The 24,879-nt window shown below is 67.1% G+C and carries 24 protein-coding genes and 1 tRNA gene; 15 read left to right on the top strand and 10 right to left on the bottom strand.

The genetic code is table 11. The features are described from left to right. Window positions 1-3: 3 nt before the first annotated feature. The 7 genes from trbL (at window position 4) to MJ601_RS18865 (ending at window position 4,869) form a co-directional block, all read left to right on the top strand. Entirely contained in the window at window positions 4-1,317 is a 1,314-nt protein-coding gene (gene trbL, locus MJ601_RS18895) for a P-type conjugative transfer protein TrbL (protein ID WP_242129296.1), read from the top strand. Window positions 1,318-1,320: 3 nt separating this feature from the next. Further along, a complete protein-coding gene (gene trbF, locus MJ601_RS18890; protein ID WP_242129294.1) occupies window positions 1,321-2,142 on the top strand; it encodes a conjugal transfer protein TrbF in 822 nt (273 codons plus the stop codon). Continuing rightward, window positions 2,139-2,978: a P-type conjugative transfer protein TrbG gene (gene trbG, locus MJ601_RS18885; protein ID WP_242129292.1), complete on the top strand. Its 840-nt coding sequence runs from the start codon at window positions 2,139-2,141 to the stop codon at window positions 2,976-2,978. The genes trbF and trbG overlap by 4 nt, the downstream gene beginning before the upstream one ends. Beyond that, window positions 2,975-4,165: a TraB/TrbI/VirB10 family type IV secretion system protein gene (locus MJ601_RS18880; RefSeq protein WP_242129290.1), complete on the top strand. Its 1,191-nt coding sequence runs from the start codon at window positions 2,975-2,977 to the stop codon at window positions 4,163-4,165. The genes trbG and MJ601_RS18880 overlap by 4 nt, the downstream gene beginning before the upstream one ends. A 2-nt stretch (window positions 4,166-4,167) precedes the next feature. Further along, window positions 4,168-4,398 carry a DUF2274 domain-containing protein gene (locus MJ601_RS18875; protein ID WP_242129288.1) on the top strand — a complete coding sequence of 77 codons (231 nt, stop codon included), beginning with the start codon at window positions 4,168-4,170 and terminating at the stop codon, window positions 4,396-4,398. Further along, window positions 4,395-4,601 carry a helix-turn-helix domain-containing protein gene (locus MJ601_RS18870; protein ID WP_242129286.1) on the top strand — a complete coding sequence of 69 codons (207 nt, stop codon included), beginning with the start codon at window positions 4,395-4,397 and terminating at the stop codon, window positions 4,599-4,601. Before MJ601_RS18875 ends, MJ601_RS18870 begins: the two co-directional genes overlap by 4 nt. An 88-nt stretch (window positions 4,602-4,689) precedes the next feature. Then, window positions 4,690-4,869: a hypothetical protein gene (locus MJ601_RS18865; RefSeq protein WP_242129285.1), complete on the top strand. Its 180-nt coding sequence runs from the start codon at window positions 4,690-4,692 to the stop codon at window positions 4,867-4,869. Window positions 4,870-4,965: 96 nt separating this feature from the next. Here the strand turns inward: MJ601_RS18865 and MJ601_RS18860 are convergent, their stop codons facing one another. From MJ601_RS18860 to MJ601_RS18850, 3 genes are all read right to left on the bottom strand, one after another. After that, window positions 4,966-5,568 (bottom strand): tyrosine phosphatase family protein, encoded by a 603-nt coding sequence (locus MJ601_RS18860; RefSeq protein WP_242129283.1) that lies wholly within the window; start codon window positions 5,566-5,568, stop codon window positions 4,966-4,968. Between the two features lie 102 nt (window positions 5,569-5,670). After that, entirely contained in the window at window positions 5,671-6,897 is a 1,227-nt protein-coding gene (locus MJ601_RS18855; RefSeq protein ID WP_242129281.1) for a tyrosine-type recombinase/integrase, read from the bottom strand. 176 nt (window positions 6,898-7,073) lie between these two features. Further along, a tRNA-Leu gene (locus MJ601_RS18850) sits at window positions 7,074-7,160 on the bottom strand. A gap of 151 nt (window positions 7,161-7,311) precedes the next feature. Between MJ601_RS18850 and MJ601_RS18845 the strand changes: the two genes are divergently transcribed. Both MJ601_RS18845 and MJ601_RS18840 read left to right on the top strand, forming a co-directional pair. Continuing rightward, on the top strand, window positions 7,312-8,061 hold the full coding sequence (locus MJ601_RS18845) for an alpha/beta fold hydrolase (protein ID WP_242129279.1): 750 nt from the start codon (window positions 7,312-7,314) through the stop codon (window positions 8,059-8,061). Further along, window positions 8,061-8,945 carry a tetratricopeptide repeat protein gene (locus tag MJ601_RS18840; RefSeq protein ID WP_242129277.1) on the top strand — a complete coding sequence of 295 codons (885 nt, stop codon included), beginning with the start codon at window positions 8,061-8,063 and terminating at the stop codon, window positions 8,943-8,945. Before MJ601_RS18845 ends, MJ601_RS18840 begins: the two co-directional genes overlap by 1 nt. 30 nt (window positions 8,946-8,975) lie before the next feature. Here the strand turns inward: MJ601_RS18840 and MJ601_RS18835 are convergent, their stop codons facing one another. Genes MJ601_RS18835 through MJ601_RS18820 form a run of 4 tightly spaced genes read right to left on the bottom strand, consistent with a single transcriptional unit; the run spans window position 8,976 to window position 13,143 of the window. Beyond that, window positions 8,976-9,773, bottom strand: coding sequence for an inositol monophosphatase family protein (locus tag MJ601_RS18835; protein ID WP_242129275.1), 798 nt, complete (start codon window positions 9,771-9,773; stop codon window positions 8,976-8,978). Further along, window positions 9,760-11,106 (bottom strand): TldD/PmbA family protein, encoded by a 1,347-nt coding sequence (locus MJ601_RS18830; RefSeq protein WP_242129273.1) that lies wholly within the window; start codon window positions 11,104-11,106, stop codon window positions 9,760-9,762. Before MJ601_RS18830 ends, MJ601_RS18835 begins: the two co-directional genes overlap by 14 nt. Window positions 11,107-11,150: 44 nt before the next feature. Continuing rightward, a complete protein-coding gene (gene nudC, locus MJ601_RS18825) occupies window positions 11,151-12,071 on the bottom strand; it encodes an NAD(+) diphosphatase (protein WP_242129271.1) in 921 nt (306 codons plus the stop codon). Continuing rightward, window positions 12,058-13,143, bottom strand: coding sequence for an A/G-specific adenine glycosylase (locus tag MJ601_RS18820; protein ID WP_242129267.1), 1,086 nt, complete (start codon window positions 13,141-13,143; stop codon window positions 12,058-12,060). The genes nudC and MJ601_RS18820 overlap by 14 nt, the downstream gene beginning before the upstream one ends. Window positions 13,144-13,169: 26 nt before the next feature. Here MJ601_RS18820 and MJ601_RS18815 point away from each other — a divergent pair, with 26 nt between their 5' ends. The 4 genes from MJ601_RS18815 (at window position 13,170) to smc (ending at window position 18,738) form a co-directional block, all read left to right on the top strand. Further along, window positions 13,170-13,712: a DUF721 domain-containing protein gene (locus tag MJ601_RS18815; protein ID WP_242129266.1), complete on the top strand. Its 543-nt coding sequence runs from the start codon at window positions 13,170-13,172 to the stop codon at window positions 13,710-13,712. A gap of 47 nt (window positions 13,713-13,759) precedes the next feature. After that, window positions 13,760-14,431, top strand: coding sequence for a thioredoxin domain-containing protein (locus tag MJ601_RS18810; RefSeq protein ID WP_242129264.1), 672 nt, complete (start codon window positions 13,760-13,762; stop codon window positions 14,429-14,431). A gap of 48 nt (window positions 14,432-14,479) precedes the next feature. Further along, a complete protein-coding gene (locus MJ601_RS18805; RefSeq protein WP_242129262.1) occupies window positions 14,480-15,214 on the top strand; it encodes a thioredoxin domain-containing protein in 735 nt (244 codons plus the stop codon). Between the two features lie 80 nt (window positions 15,215-15,294). Further along, a complete protein-coding gene (smc, locus tag MJ601_RS18800; protein ID WP_242129328.1) occupies window positions 15,295-18,738 on the top strand; it encodes a chromosome segregation protein SMC in 3,444 nt (1,147 codons plus the stop codon). A 3-nt stretch (window positions 18,739-18,741) separates the two neighbouring features. Here smc and MJ601_RS18795 read toward each other — a convergent pair whose 3' ends face one another. Both MJ601_RS18795 and ubiA read right to left on the bottom strand, forming a co-directional pair. After that, complete coding sequence (locus MJ601_RS18795) at window positions 18,742-20,199, bottom strand: phospholipase D-like domain-containing protein (protein ID WP_242129261.1); 1,458 nt, start codon at window positions 20,197-20,199, stop codon at window positions 18,742-18,744. Further along, window positions 20,196-21,101 carry a 4-hydroxybenzoate octaprenyltransferase gene (ubiA, locus tag MJ601_RS18790; RefSeq protein ID WP_242129259.1) on the bottom strand — a complete coding sequence of 302 codons (906 nt, stop codon included), beginning with the start codon at window positions 21,099-21,101 and terminating at the stop codon, window positions 20,196-20,198. The genes MJ601_RS18795 and ubiA overlap by 4 nt, the downstream gene beginning before the upstream one ends. Window positions 21,102-21,220: 119 nt before the next feature. On the opposite strand from ubiA, the gene MJ601_RS18785 reads away from it, so the two are divergent. After that, window positions 21,221-21,967 carry a 16S rRNA (uracil(1498)-N(3))-methyltransferase gene (locus MJ601_RS18785; RefSeq protein ID WP_242129257.1) on the top strand — a complete coding sequence of 249 codons (747 nt, stop codon included), beginning with the start codon at window positions 21,221-21,223 and terminating at the stop codon, window positions 21,965-21,967. Between the two features lie 102 nt (window positions 21,968-22,069). Further along, a complete protein-coding gene (locus MJ601_RS18780; protein WP_242129255.1) occupies window positions 22,070-23,443 on the top strand; it encodes a glutamate--cysteine ligase in 1,374 nt (457 codons plus the stop codon). A 90-nt stretch (window positions 23,444-23,533) separates the two neighbouring features. On the opposite strand, the gene MJ601_RS18775 is transcribed toward MJ601_RS18780, so the two are convergent. Beyond that, window positions 23,534-24,829 (bottom strand): methyltransferase family protein, encoded by a 1,296-nt coding sequence (locus MJ601_RS18775; RefSeq protein ID WP_242129325.1) that lies wholly within the window; start codon window positions 24,827-24,829, stop codon window positions 23,534-23,536. Window positions 24,830-24,879: the final 50 nt, after the last annotated feature.

Here is a 24,879-nt window from a genome sequence, read left to right as displayed (position 1 = left end):
CACTTGAACGACCTCAATGTCATCGACCGCTTCCTGCAAGCGTTCATCACCTACATCGACAGCGGGTTCGGACTGCTCGGACCCGACGTCGGGTTCCTGACCGCGACGCTGATCGGCATCGACATCACGCTGGCCGGCCTGTTCTGGGCGCTGGGCGGCGAGGACAATGTAATCGGCCGGTTCCTACGGAAGATCCTCTACGTCGGCGCCTTCGCGTTCATCCTGAACAGCTTCTCGACGCTGGCCGACATCATTTTCAGGTCATTCGCGCAGGCAGGGCTGACCGCGGGCGGCGGCACGCTGTCCGCCGATGACCTGCTCAAGCCGGGACGGCTCGCCGGCACCGGCTTCTCGGCCGCGTGGCCGCTGCTCGAACAGGCGAGCGAGATGGTCGGATTCACGACCTTTTTCGACAACTTCCTGACGATCATGATCCTGCTGTTCGCTTGGGCGCTGGTGATCGTCGCCTTTTTCATTCTCGCCGTGCAGATGTTCGTCTGCATCCTCGAGTTCAAGCTGACCACGCTCGCCGGATTCATCCTCGTTCCGTTCGCGCTGTGGAACCGGACCAGCTTCCTCGCCGAGCGCGTGCTGGGCAACGTGGTCTCTTCCGGCATCAAGGTGATGGTGCTCGCCGTCATCGTCGGCATTGGCTCCAATTTCTTCACCGAATTCACCGAAGCGCTCCAAGGCCAGGAGCCGGACATCGGCCAAGCCATGAGCCTGGTGCTCGCCAGCCTGTCGCTGTTCGGCCTCGGCATCTTCGGTCCGTCGATCGCTTCCGGGCTGGTCTCGGGTGCCCCCCAACTCGGTGCCGGGGCGGCGCTCGGCACGACGCTCGGTGCTGCGGGGGTCACGATGCTCGCCGGCGGCGCGGCGGTGGGCGGTGCCCGTCTGGCAGGCGGTGCCGCGCTCGGTGCGGTCCGCTCGGGCACCTCGATGGGGTCGGCCGCCTCGGCCGCCTACGGCCTCGGCAAGGAAACCGCCGCCAAGCCTTCCGTCGGTGCAGGCCTGGCCGGAGTCGCGCGCGCGGCCGGCAATGCCGCCAAGGCGCGTGCCGGCGGTGCGCTCGGCCTCGGCGAGGCGGCGGCCAGCGGGCGGCAGGCGGTATGGAACGCCCTCAACCAGAACTCTCCGTCGCCGGCACCGAGTGGACCGGGCGGCGGCGGGGAGACGGGCGGTGCGCCTGCCTGGGCGCGCTCGATGCGCGCCGAACAGACCATGCGGCATCGCCGCCAGCTCGCCGTTCACGCGATCAGCCAGGGCGATCGTGGCGGCGGATCCGCCACTCCCGACATCAAGGAAAGGAACGACTGAGCTATGTTCTTCAAGCGAAGCGTGCAGCGCTACGGGCGCACGCCACTTCCCGAGACGCCGTACCAACGGGCGGGCCAGCTATGGGACGACCGGATCGGCTCGGCGCGCGTGCAGGCGCGAAACTGGCGCCTGATGGCCTTCGGCTGCCTGCTGCTGACTGCCGGGACTTCGGCCGGTCTCGCGTGGCAGTCGATGCAGAGCCGCGTGACGCCGTATGTGGTCGAGGTCGACCGGCTCGGCGAGGCGCGTGCCGTGCAGGCGGTCGATGTCGAGTATCGGCCGACCGATCCACAGGTCGCGTGGCACCTGTCGCACTTCATCATCAATGTCCGCTCGGTATCGCTCGATTCGGTGCTGATGCGTCGAGACTGGCTCCAGGCTTATGACTTCGCGACCAAGCGCGGCGCACAGTTCCTCGGAGACTATGCCCGGTCTGCATCACCGTTCGCCAATGTCGGCGAGCGCACCGTGTCGGTGCAGGTGACCAGCGTCGTGCGCGCCTCGGACAAGTCGTTCCAGGTCAAATGGACCGAAACCGCGTTCGAACGCGGCAGCCAGGCGGGCGTCCAGCGCTGGACGGCGATCCTCACCACAGTGACCCGGCCGCCGACATCGGCCGACGTCCTGCGCAAGAATCCGCTCGGCATCTACGTCGACGCGATCGACTGGAGCCGCGAACTGGACGGCGACGCGCCCGCCCGGCCTGCGCCGGCGACGTTACCCGTAAACCCACCCTCGACTGTCGCAGGCTCGATCCCCGCAGGGTCGCCGCTCGACCCCACGCTCGCCGAACCGGCCGCCAACACCCAGGAGACGCAACCATGAAGTCCGCCATCTTGTCCGCGCTTGTCGGCATTCTCGCCGCTGTGCCTGCGATCGCGCAGCCTGAGACGACTGCGGGATCGGTCCGTCATGTCGCGGCCGCCAATCGCGCGGCGACGTTCCGCCCGGCACCGTCCGGGTTCATCGGCGGTGCGCAGGTCTACCCGTGGAGCGAGGGCACGATCTACATCGCCTACACGGCGCCCGGACTGGTGACCGACATCGTCCTCCAGCCCGGTGAATCGCTGGTCGCCGTGGCGAGCGGCGACACCGCACGCTGGGTGATCGGAGATACCACCAGCGGCTCGGGCGACACGAAGCAGACTCACCTGCTCGTGAAGCCCTTTTCCGCCGGTCTGGTGACCAATCTCGTCGTGACGACCGACCGTCGAACCTACCACGTCCGGCTGGTCAGCACGTCGGCGACCGCGCTGTCGTCGATGCGTTGGACCTATCCGCAGGATGAGCTGCTCGCACTCCGGCGTAAGGCGGATGCCGAGCGGGCCGCCACGCCGATCGCCTCGGGACTGTCGCTCGAGACGCTTCACTTCAACTATGCGATCAGCGGCGACAGGCCCGGATGGCGTCCGCTGCGCGCCTTCGATGACGGACAGCGGACCTATGTCGAATTCCCAGCATCGCTGGCGAGCAACGAAGCTCCGCCGCTGTTCCTGGTCGATCGCGAGGGCAAGGCCGAGCTGGTCAACTACCGGCTGAGCGGCCGCTTCTACGTCGTCGACCGGATCTTCGATGCAGCTGAACTTCGGCTTGGCCTAAAAAAGCAGCAGGTCGTGCGGATCGACCGCATCGCGCCGGCAGCCAAGCGGAGGGGCGCATGACCGAGGTCGCCGCACGCACGCCGCCCGCATCGGCTCTGCCGCCGAAAGTCGATCCTGAGACCCTCGCCATACGTTCACGCCCCGCGCGTGCGATCCGCTTCCGCAAGGGCGCGATCATCGGCATCGCGGCGTTCGGATCGGTCAGCCTAATGGGGATCGCCTGGATGGCGCTCAAGCCGCAGGTTTTCCGACAGGTGGCGCAGGACAGCGAACTGTCGCAGCCGTTGTCGAAGCCGGCGTCCGATGCGCTCTCCGGCCTGCCGTCCAGCTATGGCGACGCGCCGAAGCTCGGACCGCCACTTCCCGGCGATCTCGGTCGGCCGATCCTGCGGGCACAGCAGCAAGCTGAGGGCGTCGTCCCGTCCGCGCGGGTCGATACCGCCGAAGCCGAGCGCCAGCAGCGGCTTGCCGATCTCAAGGCCGCGCGGGAATCGGGATTGATGGCGCAGGTGCAATCGAGCCGCGCAGCTCCCGTTTCGCTGGGCGTCGATCCGGCCGTGAGCGGTTCGGGCGCGCCGCCGGCCCCAGCCGCGACCGGCACACGCAAGGAGCAATTCGCTTCCGCACGCGACAGGGATGGTGACCTGAACTCCGGCAGCCTCGTCGCGCCGGTCTCGCCGAACAGCCTGCTGGCCGGCAGCGTGATCGCGGCAAGCCTCATCACCGGGCTGAACTCCGATCTGCCCGGAATGGTCACTGCGCAGGTGACGCAAAACGTCTTCGACACGGTGACAGGCAATATTCTGCTCGTGCCGCAAGGCGCCCGCTTGATCGGCAAATATGATTCCGTCGTGGCGTTCGGCCAGCGTCGCGCACTGGTCGTCTGGCAGCGTCTCATCCTGCCCGATGGCAGCTCGATCCGGCTCGACAACATGCCCGCGACCGATCCGGCGGGTTATGCGGGGCTCACCGACAAGGTCGATTTCCACACATGGACGCTTCTGAAAGGCGTCGCGATCGCCACGTTGCTCGGCGTCGGTTCAGAGCTGTCGATCTCCGGCGAGAGCGATCTGGTCCAGGCTATCCGCGAATCCGCGCAATCGAACACGGCACGCGCCGGCGATCAGATCACGCAGCGCAACCTCGACATCCAGCCGACCATCACGATCAGGCCGGGCGCACCCGTCCGTGTTCTGGTGACCCGTGACCTCATCCTCGCGCCGTGGCGCGGCACGGCGGGAGCGTGACCATGGTCGACCTTAGACTCGGCAAGCTGCCCGATCGCACGCCGGTGAAGCTCGCCATCACCATAACGCCCGATCTGCAAAGCGCCCTCAACGATTATGGTGCGCTCTACGCGCAGGTCTATGGTCGCGAGGAGCCGGTTACCGAGCTGATCCCTGCGATGCTGGCAGCATTTCTCGAGAGCGATCGCGGTTTCGCGAAAGCGCGAGATGACGCGAAGCGAGGCCGCACATGATAGAGCGGCCTTGGGAGCAGAAGATCGAGCCGCTCACGGTGCGTATTTCGACCGCAGTCCGAATTACCGGTCTTAGCCGATCGCGGATCTACGAGCTGATCCAGTCCGGTGACATCGACACGGTGAAAGTAGGCCGCTGCACGCTGGTGCAGTTCGCCAGTCTCAAGGCGCTAACCGCCAGCCGCATTTCGCCCGATCCGTGAGTGGTGCCGCCTTGATCGACGGGAACGATGCCAGCACCCGCCTGGTTCTTTGGAGGACGGAAAGTCACACTGTCCAAAGGAGATGATCATGAGCATCGAAGGCAAGGCCAAGGAAGCCGCCGGCTATGTTAAGGAAGAGATGAACGAGCACGGCAAGTCGCCCGAGGCGCAAAAGAAGGCGCAGGAAGGGCGCGACCTTCGCAACGAAGGTCGGGTCGAGGACGGCAAGGCCCCGAAGACCACCTCGGTCGGCAGCGGCGCTGAATAACTTCGCGATGTATCGCTCTAGAAGGCGCTGTCCCTTTGGGACGGCGCCTTTGTGCTGCCTGCGACCGACCATCTACCTCGGTCCGCAAGTCCTGATTCAGTTCTCGCCGGGCTGCGCACGCGCATAGAGTTCAGGCCGCGTAGTCGCGAAATGCAGGCGCATGGCCCGGGCCTCGGTGAGGCCGGGCGCTGTAACCTCCCAAGCCGCGACCGCTGCTACCAGCATGCCTGATCTGCGGAGCAGTTCGTCCGCAAGGGCGACGACGACCAGGTTCGGCGTTACCTCCGGTCTGACCGCCAGCAGTCGCTCCAGCGCCTGAGCCTCGTTCCCGGGACCAAGCCGGTCGGCGAGGATAGCGAGTGCAATCCCGGCGGAGCGACCAACACCGTGAAAGCAATGCACCAACAGCGAGCGATCGGTCCAGGATCGCGCAAAGGCGACGGCCCGCTCCACGTCTGCTTGCGTCGCCACGCGGATTCCAAGGCTATCCGTGTCGACGTCCTCGAACTGGAGCACCAGATGTTCCCGGCCCGGATCGGGCGCGAATCTCAGTCGCAGGTTCGGTCGGGCACCCGGCTCCTCGATCGTGATCACCGCGTCGAATTTGCGCTTGTGCCGCTTCGCCTGCGGCAGGTTTCCAACGGAGACCCCGCCTGGCGAGGGCAATGCGAAGGGGGTGGGTTTGACGTATTTCGACATGGTTCGTGCTCACGAAATCGGGTGAGAGGCTATGACAATGGCCGCATCGCTTTTGGGAACGTGCCGACGCCTTTTCGAAATCGACACGTTCCCTGCCAGCGATCAGGCGCGCCGCGCCGCCGGGAAGGCGGGCCGCAGGATTTTCCCGCCATCGCGCAATCGGTCGAGATAGTCCGACCACCGCTGCATCATTTCGACGCGCTCGTCCCAATATTCGCCGCGGGCATAGGCGCGCCGGACCTGGTTGGTATCGACGTGCGCAAGCTGGCGCTCGATCGCGTCGGGGTTCCATTCACCCATCTCGTTGAGCAGCGTCGCAGCCATCGCCCGGAATCCGTGCGCGGTCATCTGGTCGGTCGTATAGCCGAGCTTGCGAAGGCCTTGGTTGACGGCATTCTCCGACATCGCCTTGCGCGGCTTGCCGAGGCACGGGAACAGGTATTTCCACCAGTGCGTGTGCTCGTGCAGTTCCTTGAGCATTTCGATGACCTGTCGTGAGAGCGGGACGCGATGGGGGCGCCGCATCTTCATCCGCTCGGCCGGGATGAACCAGATGGCCTCGTCGAAGTCGATATCCGTCCACTCGGCTTGTCGGAGTTCGCCGGGGCGTAGCAGCACATGCGGCGAGAGGCGCATGGCCATGACCGTCACCTTGTGCCCGGTGTAGCCGTCGATCGCCCGGAGCAGCGTACCGACATCGGATGGCCGGGTAATGGCAGCGAAATGCTTGACCTTGGGTACGGCGATCGCGCCGCGAAGGTCGGCGGCGACGTCCTTGTCGCACCGAACCGTCGCCACGCCATAGCGGAACACGCGGCTGAGGACGCTGCGCATGCGCCGTGCGCTTTCGTAGGCGCCGGTCGCCTCGACCTTGCGAAGCACGGCAAGCGCCTCATGCGGCGTGATCTGTGCGATCGGGATGGTGCCGAGCAACGGATAGGCCTTGGCGAGAAGCCAACGAATCTTATCGACTGTCACCGGCGCGAGACCGTCCCGCTCGCATTTGACGAGCCATTCCTCGGCGACCGCCTGGAAGGTGTTAGCCGCGGCATACTTGGCGGCGATCCGCGCGCGCTTCTTGTCGAGCGCCGGATCGATCCCGTTGGCGATCTTCTTCTTGGCCTCGTCGCGCCGGGTGCGCGCCTCTGCGAGGCTTATGGTCGGCCAGCCACCGAGGTGAAGCTTCTTCTGCTTGTCGAGGAAGCGGTAGTTGAAGCGCCACAGCTTCGAGCCATTGGGCTGGATGACAAGATAGAGGCTTTGAGAATCACTCAGGGTCCAAGCCTTTTCCCTCGGCTTGGCGGCATTGATCTGGATGTAGGTCAGCATGGTCGTTTTCCCAGCAAAGCCGGGTCGATCCGAGGGCAACAATAAGGGCAACTTTTGTTGCCGCTGCTGTTGCCCTTAGCCGGATTTCGCCGGACGGTGTCTGGCGATTCTCGGTCTAAAAATGCTGTGAAACCAGCCGCTTACTGGATGCTGCTGGACGTCTCCAGAGCCAGTATTGGTGCCCAGAAGAGGACTCGAACCTCCACGACCTTGCGATCGCCAGCACCTGAAGCTGGTGCGTCTACCAATTCCGCCATCTGGGCACGGGGTAGGAGCGCGCAACTAGCCGCTGCCCTGGGGGCTGTCAATCGGCCCTGGTGCATTATTTTTATTTTTCTGGTTTCCGGGCCAAGAGCTTCCTACGGCGCTTTCATGACCTGCCGGCCAGCGCCGGCAACCCACTGGAGACTTGTCATGAATGACCTCGCCCCGCCACGGATGTTCGCCCGGCCGGACGGATTGCGGCTTGCCTATCGGCAGCGCGAGGGGGCCGGGCCTGTGATCGTCTTCCTGCCCGGCTACATGTCCGACATGGAGGGGGGCAAGGCGGTCGCGCTCGATGGCTGGGCTGTGGCGCAGGGGCGGGCGATGCTGCGGCTCGACTATGCGGGTTGCGGTGCGAGCGAGGGGCGGTTCGATGAAGGCACGCTGGCCAGTTGGCGCGACGATGCCTTGCTGCTGATCGATGCCCTGACGGAGGGACCGGTGGTGCTGGTGGGCTCCTCCATGGGGGGATGGCTCGCACTGCTGATCGCGCTCGCCCGGCCGGATCGGGTGGCAGGACTGGTCGGCATCGCGGCGGCGCCCGATTTCACCCAATGGGGCTTTACCGACGCGGACAAGGCGCTGCTGGCGACTGAAGGGCGGATCGTCGAGCCGACCCCCTATGGCGATGACCCTTATGTCACCACGCTGGCCTTCTGGGAATCGGGGCAGGCGAACCGGCTGCTGGAGGGGGAGATTGCGATCGATTGCCCGGTGCGGCTGCTGCAGGGACAGGATGACCCGGACGTGCCCTGGGCGACCGCTCTGCGCCTTGCCGAACGGCTGCGTTCATCCGATGTGCAGACGCTGCTGATTAAGGATGGCGACCACCGTCTTTCCCGCGAACCGGACATTGCCTTGCTGATCCGGACCGTCGCCAGCCTGTTGGATAGCCTCTGATGCCCTTTCTGCTTCCCTTGTTGCTGCTCGCTCCCCAAGCCTATGATCCGGAGATCGAGGCGGTCATGCGCAACCGGCAGAAGGAAAAGGCGCAGGCGGCTGCGGCCCCTGCTCCCGCCGCCCCCGCTCCCGCCGCCCCCACTCCCGCCGCGACGAGCAGCGATGGCCACATACCGGTGCCGGACAAATATGCGGCCAAGTTCCAGGCCTGCCTGGATCAGGCGATAGAGGCGCCGGAGCAGGGCGTCGCCTTTGCCCAGAAATGGCGCGTCGAGGGCGGCAGCTTCTATGCGCGCAACTGCATGGGTTTTGCCTATGCCCGCGCCGAACGCTGGGCGCCCGCGATCGTCGCCTTCGAACAGGGGGCGGACGAAGCGGAGCGAAACGGCGAGATGGTGCAGAGCGGCCGGCTCTGGGCGCAGGCGGGCAATGCCGCGCTGGCGGGCGGAGACGTGGCGAAAGCACGCGACGATTTCGACGCGGCTTTGGCGCGCGGCCTGCCGGACGGGGTCGAGAAGGGCGAGGTCCATCTTGACCGCGCCAGGGCGCTGGTCGCGCTGAACGACCTTCAGGGCGCGCGGGAATCGCTCGATATTGCGCTGGCACAGGTGCCGCGGGACCCGCTTGGCTGGTTGCTGTCAGCTACGCTCGCCCGCCGCGCAGGCGAGATGAAGCTGGCGCAGGCGCATATCGCGCGGGCGGTCCAGCTTGCGGCCGACGATGCCTCGGTCGCGCTGGAGGAAGGGAATATCGCCGTCCTCACCGATCATGAGGATATGGCCCGTTCGGCATGGCAACGCGCGGTGAAGCTGGCGCCGGATACGCCGGCAGGCAAAGCGGCGGCGGACAATCTGTCCCGCCTGCCGTCGCCCAAGCCGAACTGAGCCTGCTCCGTCAGGTCGGGCGCCTGTCGTTCAGCCCCTGCCCAATATTTCCCGCGCGCGGGGCGCCAGCCGCTCGGCGGCGGCGGCATGGATGCCCGGTGCCGCACAGAGCAGCCCGAAGGCGGTCGGCTGCGGCCGGTTGAAGGAAAAGGGGTTGCTCAGCGCATCGGTGACGATGGCGCCCGCTTCCTCGGCGATCAGCGCTGCTGCGGCGACGTCCCATTCATTGCCCCAGCGCACGGTCGCCACCAGGTCGGCCTCGTCCGCCGCGACCATCGCCATGCGCAGCGCAATACTGTTGGGCTTGTCCACCGTCACGAGGTCGCGGTCATGGCGCGGCAATTGGTCGGCGGGCACCCGCGCTCCGGCCAGGCTGGACCGCCCGCCTGCCCGCAATATCCGCCCGTTGCGGGTCGCCCCTTCCCCCGCCTGCGCGATCCACAGTTCGTTGCGGGCGGGCGCGGCCAATATCCCGATGCGCGCCTCGCCATGCTCGACCAGGGCCACCGACACCGCCCAGCCGGGCTTTCCGCGCAGATAGTCGCGCGTCCCGTCGATCGGATCGACCACCCAGACGCGGGGCAGGTTCAGCCGGTGCACGGTGTCGGCAGTCTCCTCCGACAGCCAGCCCGCGGACGGATCGATGGCATAAAGGCGCTCGCGCAGCATCGCGTCCAGTTCCAGATCGGCCTCGCACACCGGATGGCCGGGCACCTTTTCCCACTGGCGCACGCGCGTCTCCCCGCCCGCCCAGAGCGTCAGCGCCCGGTCGGCCGCATCCGACACCACCGACACCAGATCGCGTAGAAAGGGATCAGCCACCGGCAATGGTCATCCCGTCGATGCGGATCGTCGGCACGTTCATGCCATAGCGGAAGGCGAGGTCATTGGCGGGTACCAGCGCGCGGAACATGTCCTTGAGGTTCCCGGCGATGGTGATTTCCGACACCGCCTGCGCCACCGCGCCATTTTCGATCAGGAAGCCCGCCGCGCCCCGGCTATAGTCGCCGGTGACGCCATTGACGCCCATGCCGATCAGTTCGGTGACATAGAGACCGCGCTTGACATCGGCCATCAGGTCGCCGGGCGACAGCGTGCCCGGTTCCATATGGACGTTGGTGACGCCCGCGCCCGGCGCGCCGCTGCCGCCACGGCTGGCATGGCCGGTCGGCTCCAGCCCCAGCTGCCGCGCCGAGGCGCTGTCCATCAGCCAGCCGGTCAGCACGCCCCCATCGATCAGCGCGCGGCGCTCCACCGGCAATCCCTCCCCGTCGAAGGGCCGCGAGCGCAGCCCGCGCAGCCGCAGCGGATCGTCGATGATCGTGACGCCGGAATCGAACAATGCCTCGCCCAGCGAATCCAGCAGGAAACTCGACCGGCGCGCGATCGCCGGACCGACCATCCCGCCGATCAGATGCCCGACCAGGCTGGAACCGATGCGCGGGTCGAAGATCACCGGCATCACGCCGCTTTCCACCTTCACCGGATGCAGCCGCGCCACCGCCCGGTGCCCGGCGCGGGTGCCGACCGCCTCCGCATCGTCCAGATCCCCGATATGACGGACGCTGTGGCTGGCATGGTCGCGCTGCATGTCCGCGCCCGCGCCCGCCAGCACGCTGGCCCAGGTCGAATGGCTGGTCCCGGCATAGGCACCGGCAAAGCCATGGCTGGTCGCCAGCGCGACCTGGCTGCGTCCGGTCGCCGCGCCGCCGCCCTCGCTGTTGGTGATGCCCGGCACGGCGCGCGCCGCTTCCTCGGCAATCAGGGCGCGTTCCCTGAGCTGCGCGGGCTCCGGTTCGAACGGATCGGTCAGATCCAGCGCGGGCAGCTTCTTCTTCAGCAGCCGGTCCTCGGGCGCGAGACCGGCATAGGGGTCTTCGGGCGCCTGCCCGGCCATGGCGATGCAGCGATCGACCAGCGTCGCCAGCGTCGCGGGGCTCATGTCCGATGCCGAAATGCTGGCCGATCGCTGGCCGATGAAGACCCGCAGGCCGATTTCCTCGCCTTCCGACCGCTCGACATCCTCCAGCGCGCCCAAACGCACCGAAACATTGGTCGATGCGTTGCAGGCATAGATGGCGTCGGCCGCGTCCGCCCCCGCCTTGCGCGCCGCCGTCACCAGATCCTGGGCGCGGGACTGGGCTTCTTCAAGACTGAGCATGGGACAGAGATAATCCTGAAAGGGACGGAACCAAGGGTGGGGCCTTACGCGCTTGGGGTGGTGCCCGCAACCTGCCCGTCCAGCCAGTGCTGCAGTAGATGCCGGGCGACCGCCATCACCGGCGGCGCGACGAAGGGCGCGCCCTCTTCCTCTGCCAGCGCCGCTCGTACCCCTTCGGCGTCGCACCAGAAGGCGTGCTGCAATTCATTTTCGTCGATCTTCAGCGCATCGTCATCGGCCTGCGCGGTGCAGGCGATCATCAGCGACGAGGGGTAGGGCCAGGGCTGGTTCATCACATAGCGCACGTCACGCGTGGTGACGCCCGCCTCCTCCTTGATCTCGCGCATGACCGCTTCCTCCAGCGTCTCGCCCGGTTCGACGAAACCGGCCAGCGCCGAATAGCGCCCGTCCGGCCAGCCATGCTGCCGCCCCAGCAGCACCCTTCCGCGATGCTCGGCCAGCATGATGACAACCGGATCGACGCGCGGGAAATGCTCCGCGCGGCAGGACTGGCACTGGCGCGACCAGCCCGCCTTCACCGGCCCGGTGCGCTGCCCGCATACCGAGCAGAAGCGATGCCGCACATGCCAGGACAGCAGGCTGCGCGCCGTGCCGTAGAGCGCGACCTCATGCCCCGGAATCTCGTGCACCAGCCCCCGGCTGCGCGGGGTGGGAAGCGAATTGTCCGGCGCATCCGCCAGCAGTTCCACGAAAATCGGCCGCTGCTGCTCATCCAGCCCCAGCAGCGCGAAATGCTCGATCCAGGCGTCCTTCGGCAGCGGCTCCATCAGCAGGCGGCCGTCCCGCACCACCGGCTCCAACCCGTCCAGCACCACCCGAAGTGCGATTGGCGAGGCAAAGACCTCCGCCAGCAGATCGGGGTTGGTGCGGATATGATCCACCCGGTCGAGCCGTCCCCCCGCAAAGGCCACGGTTTGCAATGGCCGGACTTCAGAACCGTGCATTTTCCACCCTCTCCTTGATTCCGGCCTCGCCGATCACAGCCTGCGCGGCACGCGCGAACAGCGTGGGCAGCCCAGCCTTCCCGATTTCGGCCACCGGCCACCATTCTCCCTCGCCGGGCGGGGCCGCATCCTCCCCCACATGGGCATGATGCATCGTCAATGCGAGGGAGAAATGGGTAAAGACATGAGATACCGGCTCGCTCACCCGCCGCCACTGGGCCGCCAGCGGCGGCGTCGCGTCCGGCGCCTCGTTCCATTCGGAGGAGGGCAGGGCGCGCATGCCGCCCAGCATCCCCTTGCCCGGCCGCCGCACCAGCCAGACATGCCCGTCCGGCCGCTCGATCCACCAGCCATGGCCCAGGCGATGCGGCCTGGCCTTTTTCGCCGCCTTGACCGGGAAAGCGGCCGGATCGGCAGTCAGGAAAGCCGCGCAGTCCTCCCGCAACGGACAAATGCCGCAGGCCGGATTGCGAGGGGTGCAGATGGTCGCGCCCAGGTCCATCATCGCCTGCGCAAAGTCGCCGGCGCGCGCGTCCGGCGTGATGGCGTCGGTCGCTGCGCGAATCTCCGCCCGCCCGGCGGGGAGAGGCGTGGGAATCGCAAAGAGCCGCGCCACCACCCGCTCGACATTGGCGTCGACCACCACGGCCCGGCGTCCGAAGGCGATCGCCGCCACCGCCGCCGCCGTATAGGCGCCCACGCCCGGCAGCGCGCGCAGCCCCTCCTCGGTATCGGGAAAGACGCCGCCATGCTCGCCCGCCACCGCCCGCGCGCAGGCCAGCAGGTTGCGGGCACGCGCATAATAGCCAAGCCCCGCCCAGGCGGCCATCACCTCGGCATCCTCCTCCGCCGCCAGCGCCGTGACATCGGGCCAGCGCCCGGTGAATTTCGCGAAATAGGGGCCTACCGCCGCCGCCGTCGTCTGCTGGAGCATCACTTCCGACAGCCACACCCGATAGGGGTCGGCGCCATTGGCGCCCGGCGGCACGCGCCAGGGCAGCCGACGCGCATGGACGTCATAATGGGCGAGCAGATCCGCCGCGATTTTCTTCTCGTTACCCTCGACGCGCATAGCTGCCCTATGCCATTAAGAAGCGGATGACGGAACGCCCAGCGCCCCCAAAAATGAAAAGCCGCAAGGGACAGGCGGAGGAACGCCCGCGCGTCGGCGCGCCCCGGCGGATCGCGGACCTGATGCCCGCCATCGGCGCAGCCGCCTTCCGCAAGTTCGGCTTCGTGCAATCCAGCATCGTCACCCGCTGGGCGGAGATCGTCGGCCCGCATTATGCCGAAATCAGCGAACCCGAATCGATCCGTTTCCCCGCCGGCAAGAAGGCGGGCGGTACGCTGCAACTGACGGTGATGAGCGGCCATGCGCCGATGATCCAGCATGTGCTGCCCGACATCATCGACCGGGTGAACCGTTTTTTCGGCTATGCCGCCGTCGCCAGGGTCGCGATGAAGCAGGGCATGATCCGCGCCACCGAGCCGGAACGCCGCCCGCCGCCCCGCAATCTCAAGCCGATCCCGGTCGAGCTGGGCGATTCGCTGCGCGACATCGGCGACCCCGAACTGCGCGCCGTCCTCGAATCGCTGGCGCAGGGGCTTGCCAATTCCAGCGGTTTGCCCAAGATCGGCTGATCATTTCGGAAAGCCGTGACAGGGGCGGCGCATCACTGGACCACCGCATGAAGAAACTCCGCCTGGCCTTCCTCGCCCTGCTCGCCATCCCCGCGAGCGTCATCGCCGCTCCCGCCGCCAATTGGGTGGCGCAGGTCGCCCTTTCGCCGATCGGCGGCCATGTGCTGGGCAATCCGGCCGCCCCGTCGAAGCTGGTCGAATATGTGAGCTATACCTGCTCCCACTGCGCCCATTTCGTCGGAGAGGCGAGCGCGCCGCTCAAGGCCAATTATGTCAGGACCGGCAAGGTCAGCGTCGAGGTGCGCAACGCCGTGCGCGACAAATATGACCTGACCGCCGCGTTGCTGGCCCGTTGCGGCGGGCCGAGGCGCTTCTTCGGCAATCATGAGGCGCTGTTCGCCAATCAGGACGACTGGATGGAAAAGCTCCAGGCCTATGAAAAGGATGCGGTCAAGCCGACGGACCAGAAGGCCGCGCTGCGCGATATCGGGCAGAAGACCGGCCTCTACGCGTTGATGGCCAGGCGCGGCTTCACCCCGGCCCAGCTCGACGCCTGCATCAACAACCCTGTAGCCATGAAGCAGATCCTCGCCATGACCGACGAGGCGTGGAACAAGGTGCAGATTTCCGGCACGCCGGGCTTCACCCTGAACGGCACGCTGGTCCGCAGGTCGGACTGGACGCATCTCCAGGCCGCATTGCCCGATGTGACGCAGTAATCTAAACCCCTGACCTACCTATCGCCCGACAAGCGGAGCCAGAACAACGTGAAAGCCCTTTCCGGACTTGCCCTGATCGCCCTTTCCCTCACCGTCGCCGCCTGCGGCAAGAAGGATGAAGCCAGCACCACCTCCGCCGCGCCCGTCGCCGCCGTCGCGGCGCCCGCGGGCACCAAATGGTCGGAAACCATCGCCGCCACGCCCGACGGCCATTTCGTCATGGGCAACCCCGATGCCAAGGTGAAGCTGGTCGAATATGGCAGCTACACCTGCTCGCACTGCCGCGATTTCGCCCATGAATCGGCCGATGAGATCAAGCAGATCGTCGACAGCGGCAAGATGAGCTTCGAATTCCGCAACTATATCCGTGATCCGATCGACATGGCGACGGCGCTGCTGGCGCACTGCGGCGGCAAGGATATCTACTATCCCATCTCCGAACAGTTCTTCGCCAACCAGAACGCCATGTTCGAAAAGGCGCAGGCGCTGGGCGACGAGAAATACAAGGCGTTGATGAGCGCCCCTGCGGCACAGCGCTTCGGCCAGCTCGCCGCCGCCGTCGGCCTGGTGGACTTCGCCAAGCAGCGCGGCATATCGGAGGATCAGGCGAAGCAATGCCTGGCCGACACCGGCGCCGCCGACAGGCTGGCCAAGGGCGTCGAGCAGGCCAATCAGCAATATAAGATCGAAGGTACGCCGACCTTCATCCTGAATGGCGTGATGGTCGAAAACACTGCCGCCTGGCCGGCGCTGCGCACCAAGCTCAAGGAAGCAGGCATCTGATTGGAGAATAGGGGGCTGACATCGTCGATCCGGCTTCCCGCTGAAGGCGGGGCGGCGTGTCGCTGCCCCGACCGGTTCCCATGCAGATAAAGCGCCTCAAGCTTTCCGGCTTCAAGAGCTTCGTCGATCCGACGGAACTGCGCATCGAACCCGGCCTCACCGGCATTGTCGGGCCGAACGGTTGCGGCAAGTCCAACCTGCTGGAGGCGATCCGCTGGGTGATGGGCGAATCCAGCGCCAAGTCGATGCGCGGCGGCGGCATGGAGGATGTGATCTTCGCGGGCACCTCCACCCGTCCGCAAAGGGATTTCGCCGAAGTCTCGCTGCTCACCATCCAGGAACAGGGCGAACTGTTCAACGCGGTGGAGGTGGGCGCCGACGGCGAGCTGGAAGTCACCCGCCGCATCGAACGCGGCGCCGGCAGCGCCTATCGCGCCAATGGCCGCGACGTCCGCGCCAAGGACGTCTCGCTGATCTTCGCCGACGCCGCCACAGGCCCGCACAGTCCGGCGCTGGTCAGCCAGGGCCGCATCGCCGCCGTCATCGCCGCCCGGCCGCAGGAACGCCGCGCCATGCTGGAGGAGGCGGCGGGCATTTCGGGCCTGCATGTCCGCCGCAAGGATGCGGAACAGAAGCTGCGTGCCGCCGAGGCGAACCTCATGCGGCTCGATGAAATCCTGTCGGACATGGACGCCCGCGCCAACAGCCTGCGCCGCCAGGCCAAGGCGGCGGAACGCTATATCCGCCTGTCCGAACAGATCCGCGTCGCCGAAGCGCGCACCATCTTCGCCCGCTGGCGCGAAGCCGCCGCCAGCGCCGACGCCGCCCGTGGCGAAGCCAAACAGGCCGAAAGCGCCGTCATCGCCGCGCAGGAAGCGCAACAGGCGGCCGCCGTCCACGCCAATGCCGCGGTCGAGGCTTTGGCGCAAAAGCGCGCCGCAGCCCAGAGCGCCCGCGACGCCGCCAGCGAGGCGGGACACAGGCTCACGGCTCTGCGCACCGAGCGCGACGGCGTGGTGCGCCGCCTCCATGACCTTGCGCAACAGGCCGACCGGCTGGAGGAAGACCGGGAACGCGAAGGCACGCTCGCCAATGACGCGGCGGAGGCGATCGCGCGCCTCACTGGCGAAATCGCCGCGCTCAAGGCGCGGATCGCCGAAACCGAAGCGATGCGCCCCGATTTCGCGGGCCGCATCGCCCGCGCCGAGGACGCTGCCCGCGACGCCGAACTTGATCTTGCCAAAGCCATGGCGAAACAGGCGGGCGAGCAGGCCGAACTGCGCGTGGCCGAAGCCGCCCTGGCTGCGGCGCGCAGCCGCCTGGACCGGGCGAGCCGCGAAGCCCAGCGCCTTGAAGCCGAAGCCGCCGCCTTGCCCGACGCCGCCCCGCTCGAAGCCCGGCGCGCCGAAGCGCTCGCCGCGCAACAGCAGGCCAGCGCCGACCGCGACGCCGCCGAAGCCACGATCCGCGCTGCCGAAACCAGCCGCGCCGAAGCCGCCGAGGCCCGCGCCGGTGCCGAAGCCGGGCTCGCTTCCGCCCGCGCCGCACTGGCTGCGCTCGACAGCGAAGCCGCCGCCCTCCAGCGCGCCGTCGAGAGCGGCACCGGCAACCGCAGCCGCGCTCTCGACCGGTTGAAGGCCGCGCCCGGCTTCGAACGGGCGCTGGCCGCCGCGCTGGGCGACGATCTGGAGGCTCCCATCGCCGCAGAAGGCAAGCGCCGCTGGGCCGGTGCGGCGCCGCTCGACAGCGACCCCGCTTTGCCTGCAGGCTGCGCCGCCCTTTCCGCCCATGTCACCGCGCCGGCCGAACTGGCCCGCCGTCTGGCGCAAGTCGCCGTGGCGGAGAGCGATGAAGGCCAGCCCCTTGCCGTCGGCCAGCGGCTCGTCACCAAGGACGGCCAACTCCGCCGCTGGGACGGCTATCTGGCGGCCGAGGGCGGCGCGGCGGCGGCCGAACGGCTGATCCGGTTCAATCGCCTCGAAGCCATTGCCGCCGCCCGGCCCGCTGCCGAGGAGGAAGTCGGGAGCGCCCGCGCCGCGCAGGATGCCGCCTCGACACGCGAGCGTGACGCCGCGCAAACCCTCGCCACCGGCCGCGCGCAGCTTTCTGATGCCGACCAGCGCCTGCGCACCGCGCTCCGCGCCGCCGACGAGGCCGCCACCGCGCTCGAACGGCTGACCGGCCGCCGCGAAGCCATCGAGGAACGGCTGACCGAAGCCCGCGCCGATCGTCATGCCGCGCAGGCCGAACAGGACAAGGCCGAGGCCAGCCGCGCCGCCATGCCGGACGGCGAGGAAACCCGCAGCCTCGTTACCACGCTGCAACAGGCGAGCGAAAAGGCCCGTCTCGCCGTCAGCCAGTTGCAGGCCGATCAGGCGCTCGCCGACCGCGCGCTGGCGAGCGACCGCGAACGCATGGCCGCCGCCGATGCCGAGGCCAGGGGCTGGCGCGCCCGCGCGGGCGAGGCGGCCAAGCGCATCGCCGCCATGGTCGAGCGCGGCGAAACCATCGCCCGGGAGCGCGCGTCGATCGCCGACCAGCCCGACAGCCTTGCCGCCACCATCGCGGCCCTCGCCGAGCAAGGCGACAGCCTCACCCAGGCCGCCGACGCCGCCCGCCGTGAAGAGAGCGAAGCCGAAGCCCTGCTGCGCGCCGCCGAACAGCGCGCCTCCCAGGCGGGCGAAAGCCTCGCCAGCGCGCGGGAAGCCCGCGCCACCGCCGTCGCCCGGGCCGAGGCGGCCGACGAAAGGCGCGTCGAGACCAACCGCCTGTCCGGCGAACGCTTCGAATGCCCGCCGCCGGTCCTGCCGGAAAAGCTCGGCTTCGCCAGCGCCGACATTCGCATCGCCCAGAATGAGCAGGCCGAGCATGACCGCCTGTCCACCGAGCGCGAGCGGATCGGCCCAGTCAATCTCGTCGCGGCGCAGGAACTGGAGGAACTGGAAACCACCCAGGCCACCAGCCGCGCCGAAAGCGATGAACTGACCCAGGCGATCAACCGCCTGCGCGGCTCGATCGGCAGCCTGAACCGGGAGGGCCGCCAGCGCCTGCTCGCCGCGTTCGAGGCGGTGGACGGCCATTTCCGCCGCCTCTTCACCACTTTGTTCAACGGCGGCCAGGCGCATCTGGAACTGATCGACAGCGACGATCCCCTGGAAGCGGGCCTGGAGATCATGGCCCAGCCGCCGGGCAAGAAACTGGCAGCATTGACCCTGCTGTCGGGCGGCGAACAGGCGCTGACCGCCGTGGCGCTGATCTTCGGGCTTTTCCTGACGAACCCCGCCCCGATCTGCGTGCTGGACGAAGTCGACGCGCCGCTGGACGACGCCAATGTCGAGCGCTTCTGCGACCTGCTCGACGCGATGGTGGGGCAGACCGACACTCGCTACCTGATCGTCAGCCACAATGCGGTGACGATGGCGCGCATGCACCGGCTGTTCGGCGTCACCATGGTCGAACGCGGGGTCAGTCGCCTTGTTTCGGTCAACCTCGGCGGCGCGGAGGCCCTGCTCGCCGCCGAATAGGCTTCATCCCCGCTCCATCCACCCGCGCATGCGGCGGAACAGCCCGCGATGCTCGACCGGCTCGAACATCTCGCCCGGCCCTTCGGGATCGAGCACTTCATGGTCCGCCAGCCATGCCTGCACGCCGTTCAGGTCCGGCGTCGCATAGGGGCGCAGGGTCCGGCCCGGCTTGTCCCGCAACTGCTCTATGGCGGCGATCAGCCCGCGCTCGGCGATCACCGCCGCCACCCGCTCGACCGGCAGGTCCAGATGCTCGGCGATCAGATCGTCGCGTATTCCCCGAATGACGGCTTCCTGCCCTTTGTTGGCAGGCAGCGCCGCATCGATCGTGACGTCGCATTCCGTGTCGAGCCGCATCGACCGGTTGTTCATATTGGATGATCCCACCCGCAAAACCCGGTCATCGGCGATCAGCACCTTGGCATGGACGTAGATCGGCTCCCCGCGCGCGGTGAAGGGATGGTAGAGCCGCAGCCGCCCATGGACGTCCCGCGCCTTCAGCGCCTCGAACAGCCGGGCACGGGCGGTGTCCATGGCCTGCTGCTCCAGCCAGCCATCGGCTTGCTCCGGATTGATGATGACGATCTCCGGCCCGTCCGCTTCGCCGAGGCGCGCTGCGATCGCCTCGGCAATGCGGCGGGAGGCGAAATATTGGCTCTCGGCATAGATGGAATGCCGGGCCGAAGCGATCTGGTTCACATAAAGCCGCTCGATCTCGATCAGCGGCGTCTGATCCTCCATTTCCGGCGCGGAGCGGGCGATGGCGACATCCACGTCCCTGAACTGCACCGGCAGCGTCTCGGGCCAGCAATCCGCCACGCCCTCTACCGGCGCCAGCTCGCCGCCCCCCGCGCCCCTCCACCGGTTGCGCGCATGTTCGCCCAGCGCCGCCGCCACCGGCCCCTGCAAGGCGGTGGTCGCGTCATGCCAAGGACCATAGGGCGAGCCGTCCGGACGCCGCCGCGCCGGATCGTCATCACGATGATGCCGCGTGTCCCAGCGATCCGCCGTCATGTCGATCCCGCCGCAAAAGGCGAAACAATCGTCGATCACGACGATCTTCTGATGATGCGAGGCGGCGGGCGGATGATGGCTGTCGAGCTTCACCGTGATGCGCGGATGCGCCATCCACCTGACCGTGGTGATCAGGTTCGACGGCCGCACCATCGACTTCATCGCGCCCACATCCCAGCGCAGCAGGTAGATTTCCAGATCGGGACTGCGATCCACAAGCCAGCTGATGAAATCGCCGATGATGACCGGCCCGTCATCCTCCGCCTCATCCTTGCGGATCAGGCTGATGCGCGAATCGAAGTCCCAGCCGATCAGCATGATCCGCCGCCTTGCCTTCATCATCGCCGTGCGGGCGTGACGGAAATAGGCATCCGCATCGACGATCACGCTCGCCTGGGCAGCGCGCTCGATACGCCAGCAATCCTCGCCCTGTCGCGGACCGCTCATGCGGCACTCCCGACGACCAGACATCCCAGGAACATCAGCAATCCTGCAAAGCGATTGGACCGGAATTTGGTGAGCGGATCGATGCCATCCTCCTTCAGCGTCCCCACCTGCCAGACCAGATGCACCGCCATCGGCAGCAGAGCCAGCAACGCCAGTTCCTGCGGCCGCACCTGCCAGATCGCCGCCGCCCACAGTCCCAGCGCCAGCGCATAGCAAAGCGCCACCCCGGCCCGCACATGGCGCCCCATGGACAGCGCGCTCGACCCGATGCCGATCAGCGCGTCATCCTCGCGGTCCTGCAACGCATAGATGGTGTCATAGCCCACTACCCAGAACAGGCAGCCGCCATAGAGCAGCAGCCCCGGCAGGGTGATCGATCCCATGACCTCGCACCACCCGACCAGCGCCGCCCAGGAAAAGACGAGGCCAAGCCAGACTTGCGGCCAGCCGGTGATCCGCTTCATGAACGGATAGGCCGCCACCAGAGCCAGCGACCCCAGGGCGACGGCCTGCGCAGCGAGGTGGAGCTGCAACAGCACCGCCAGTCCAACGAGGCAGAGCGACACCAGCCACATCCAGGCGGTTTTCAGGGACACCGCCCCGCTCGCCAGCGGCCGGGACGCCGTGCGCGCCACCTGCCGGTCCAGGTCGCGATCGACGATATCGTTGAACACGCATCCCGCCCCGCGCATCGCGACGCTGCCCAGCAGCAGCCAGGCGATCAGCGGCCAGTGCATCCGCGCCCCGCCCGCCAGCGCCACCGCCCAGGCCCCCGGCCAGAACAGCAGCCACCAGCCGATCGGCCGGTCGAACCGCGCCAGCAGCGCCAGCGCGCGCGGGGTATCCGGCAGGCGGGCGAGCAAACCACGCGCTTCGCTGTCGGGAACTATCGTCTGATTCACCACGACTCCCTCAGCCCTGGGTTCGCGGCACGTGACTCGTACCAGCTTGTCGAAGGGCCGCCCTTCTCTTTAGGGAAGAAAGGCGCTTCGACAAGCAGGGCGCAAATGGAAGAGACAAAATGACCGCAACTCCCGCCTGGCCGCCGCAAAGCGCCCCGCGCCTTCATGTCGAAACGCCGCTGGGCGAGGGCGTGGCCGTTCCGGTGGACGGCAATCCCGCCCATTATCTCATCAGCGTCATGCGGGTGAAGCCGGACGATATCGTGCTGCTGTTCGATGGCCGGTCGGGCGAATGGGCGGCCCGCGCCCGCGATATCCGCAAGCGCGACCTGGTCCTCGACATCGTCCGCCAGACAAGGCCGCCCGAGGATGTTCCCGATTTCTGGCTTTGCTGCGCCCCGATCCGGAAGGGCCGCATCGACCTGATCGCAGAAAAGGCCTGCGAACTCGGGGTGGCGAGGCTGCAGCCCGTGCTTACCCGGCGCGCGGTGGTGGACAGGCTGAATCTCGACCGCCTGCACAGCCATCTGGTCGAGGCGGCCGAACAATGCGGCCGCACCGCCCTGCCCGACCTGGGCGAAATGGTGAAGCTGGACGCGCTGCTGCGGGACTGGCCGGATGACCGCTGGCTCTTCTTCGCGGACGAAACCGGCGGCGGGGCGCTGGCCGATACGCTCAAGGCCCATCCCGGCCCGGCGGCCTTCCTGATCGGTCCCGAAGGCGGCTTCGACCCCGCGGAGCGCGAGGCGATCCGCGCGCTGGCCAAGGCCGTGCCGGTCTCGCTGGGTCCCCGTATCCTGCGCGCCGAAACCGCCGCCATCGCCGCGACCACCGCCTGGATGACGCTCAATGGCGACTGGCGCTAATCGTTTTCTTCCGCAACCGGATTGAAGCTGTCATCAACGCAGCTTATCTGGACGCCGCGCGTTCTCAGTTTGACGCGGCAGGGGCAAAGATTAAGGCGGGGCATGAGCACCAGAACCGACTCAGGGGGGATCGATCCCATCATCGAGGGGCGCGACCAGTTGATCGCGGCCTTTTCCAAGGGCGCCAAGCCCAAGGATCGCTGGCGGATCGGCACCGAGCATGAAAAATTCGTCTACAGCCGCAAGGATCATCACGCCCCTTCCTATGAGGAGATGGGCGGCATCCACACGCTGCTGATCGGCCTCACCCGCTATGGCTGGAATCCGGTGTTCGAGGGCGAGAATATCATCGCCCTGTCCGGCACCGACGGCACGATCAGCCTGGAACCGGCGGGCCAGCTCGAACTTTCCGGCGCGCCGCTCGACAATCTGCACCAGACCTGCGCGGAAACCAGCCGGCACCTTGAACAGGTGAAATATGTCGGCGACATGCTGGGCCTGGGTTTCCTGGGCCTGGGCATGTGGCCGGACAAGACGCGCGAAGACCTGCCCATCATGCCCAAGGGCCGCTACGACATCATGCTGCGCCACATGCCGCGCGTGGGGTCGATGGGTCTCGACATGATGTTGCGCACCTGCACCATCCAGACCAACCTCGACTATGGCAGCGAGGCGGACATGGTGAAAAAGTTCCGCGTCTCCCTCGCTTTGCAACCGCTGGCGACGGCGCTCTTCGCCAACTCGCCCTTCACCGAAGGCAAGCCCAACGGCTATCTTTCCTACCGCAGCCATATCTGGTCGGACACCGACCCCGGCCGCACCGGCATGCTGCCCTTCGTGTTCGAGGACGGCTTCGGCTATGAACGCTATGCCGACTATGCGCTCGATGTGCCGATGTATTTCGTCTATCGCGACGGCCGCTATATCGACGCCGCGGGCCAGAATTTCCGCGATTTCCTGGAAGGCAGGCTGCCCGCCCTGCCCGGCGAGAAGCCGACGGAAAAGGATTGGGAGGATCATCTCTCGACCGCCTTCCCCGAAGTGCGCCTCAAAAGCTTCCTGGAAATGCGCGGCGCCGATGGCGGGCCGTGGAGCCGCATCTGCGCGCTGCCGGCGCTGTGGGTCGGCCTGCTCTATGACGATGGCGCGCTGGATGCGGCGTGGGATCTGGTCAAGGACTGGAGCATGGAGGAACGGCAGGTACTGCGCGATTCCGTGCCCAAACTGGCCCTCGACGCGCCCCTGCCGGGCAACCGCAAACTGCGCGACATCGCCGCCGAAGTCCTTGCCATCGCCCGTAGCGGCCTTTCGGCGCGCGCGCGGCTCAATGCTTCGGGCGACAATGAAACCGGCTATCTCGCCCCGCTGGATGAGATCGTGGCGTCGGGCCAGACCCATGCCGAACGGCTGCTGGCCCGCTATCATGGCGAGTGGCAGGGCGACCTCGGCAAAATCTACGCCGAGGAAAGCTTTTAAAGGTTATCCTTCTCCCTCGATGGGAGAAGGATAGGCAGCCTTACCGGCTCTGCCGGTTAGGCGAAGTTGGATGAGGGTGCTGCGCAACGCTCACTCAGCAGGCTGCACCACCCCGTCAACCTTCCGCCCCGCCATCCAGGCAAAGAATCGCGGCACCACCCCGTTGCGCGCCATCCACGCGCTATAGGCGGCATAATCCGGGTCAGCGCCCAGATGCGCTTCCTCGGTCTTCGCGCGCCAATAATAGACCGCATTGGTGATCGCCAGCATCGCGCTATTGCGCACCATGTCGGTCAGGCTGCCCGACAGGCTGAGGAACGGCAGCGAGGAAAACCACCAGAAGAGGTTCTTCGACAGATAGGCCGGATGCCGCGTCCAGCGATAGGGTCCATGGGTCAATATGCCCCGATGCGTCAGGTTGGAAAAGCGCAGGCCAAAGGCCACCGTCGCCCAGGCATAGATGCCGGTCAGCAGCACCAGCACCACGCCGAGCAGCCATTGCAGTGGCACCATGCCTTGCGTCCAGACGTCCCATTCCGCCCCGCCCGCATGATAGTCGAGCGGCCCGCCATTCCCCATCAGCACGAAGGGCGGATAGCAGATCAGGGCCGCGACCCACCCGGACAGAAGCGGATTGGCCGTCCGGATATGCGAATCCAGCGGCTTCAAAGTCAGGATATAGCCCACCGTCGCCATGCAGACGTCGATCATGAACATGACCGCGATCAGGAACCCCGCCATCGCCACCGGGTTGCGAAAGGCATCTTCGATCTGCCAGTCGACGACGCTGGCGAAATTGCCCGGCACGATCGATATCATGAAGGCCAGGAAAAAGCCCTTCACCGCCCAGGCCCGCGCATGATGCGCCACCTGCGCCTTGTCAGGCACCCCCGCCGCGCCGCCGATCACCCACTGCCCGAAGGCATGGGTTGCGTCCTTCGGCTCGACCAGCCGCCGGTCCAGCCAGATCACATAGGGCACCGACGCCGCCAGCAGCCAGGGTATGGCGGCCATGAACAGGTCCATGGAAAAGCGGTAATTGCCGCTCCAATACCAGCGCGCGATGCAATAGAAGACCGCGATGCCCAGCCATGTCGCCCAAAGCCCGGCGATCTTGACCAGGCTGACGTCCAGTACCGCCCGCCATGGCCGCGCCGGTGCAGCCCAGTCGATCCCGGTCGATGCGTTGCGATGCACCCGGTCGACGATCAGCGACCACAAGACCATCGGCACGCCGCAGGCGACCACGGCGGCAAAGCCCGCATTCGGCCCGTTCATCCCATAATGCCGCGCCACCAGCGTCCAGAGGCCCAGCCCCAGCAGACCGGCGATGCCCACGCCATGGCTGACGGCGGATTTCGGGCAGGGGTCGGCATATTTGCTCATGCCGCCCGGCCTAGCGAAAAATGGTAAGCAAGCCGTGAAGGCGCGATTTT

It is taken from the genome of Sphingobium trunci (assembly GCF_022664535.1).
Taxonomy (GTDB): Bacteria; Pseudomonadota; Alphaproteobacteria; order Sphingomonadales; family Sphingomonadaceae; genus Sphingobium.
The sequence above is the reverse complement of the archived record's forward strand: the minus strand, read 5'-3'. Positions and strand labels throughout refer to the sequence as shown.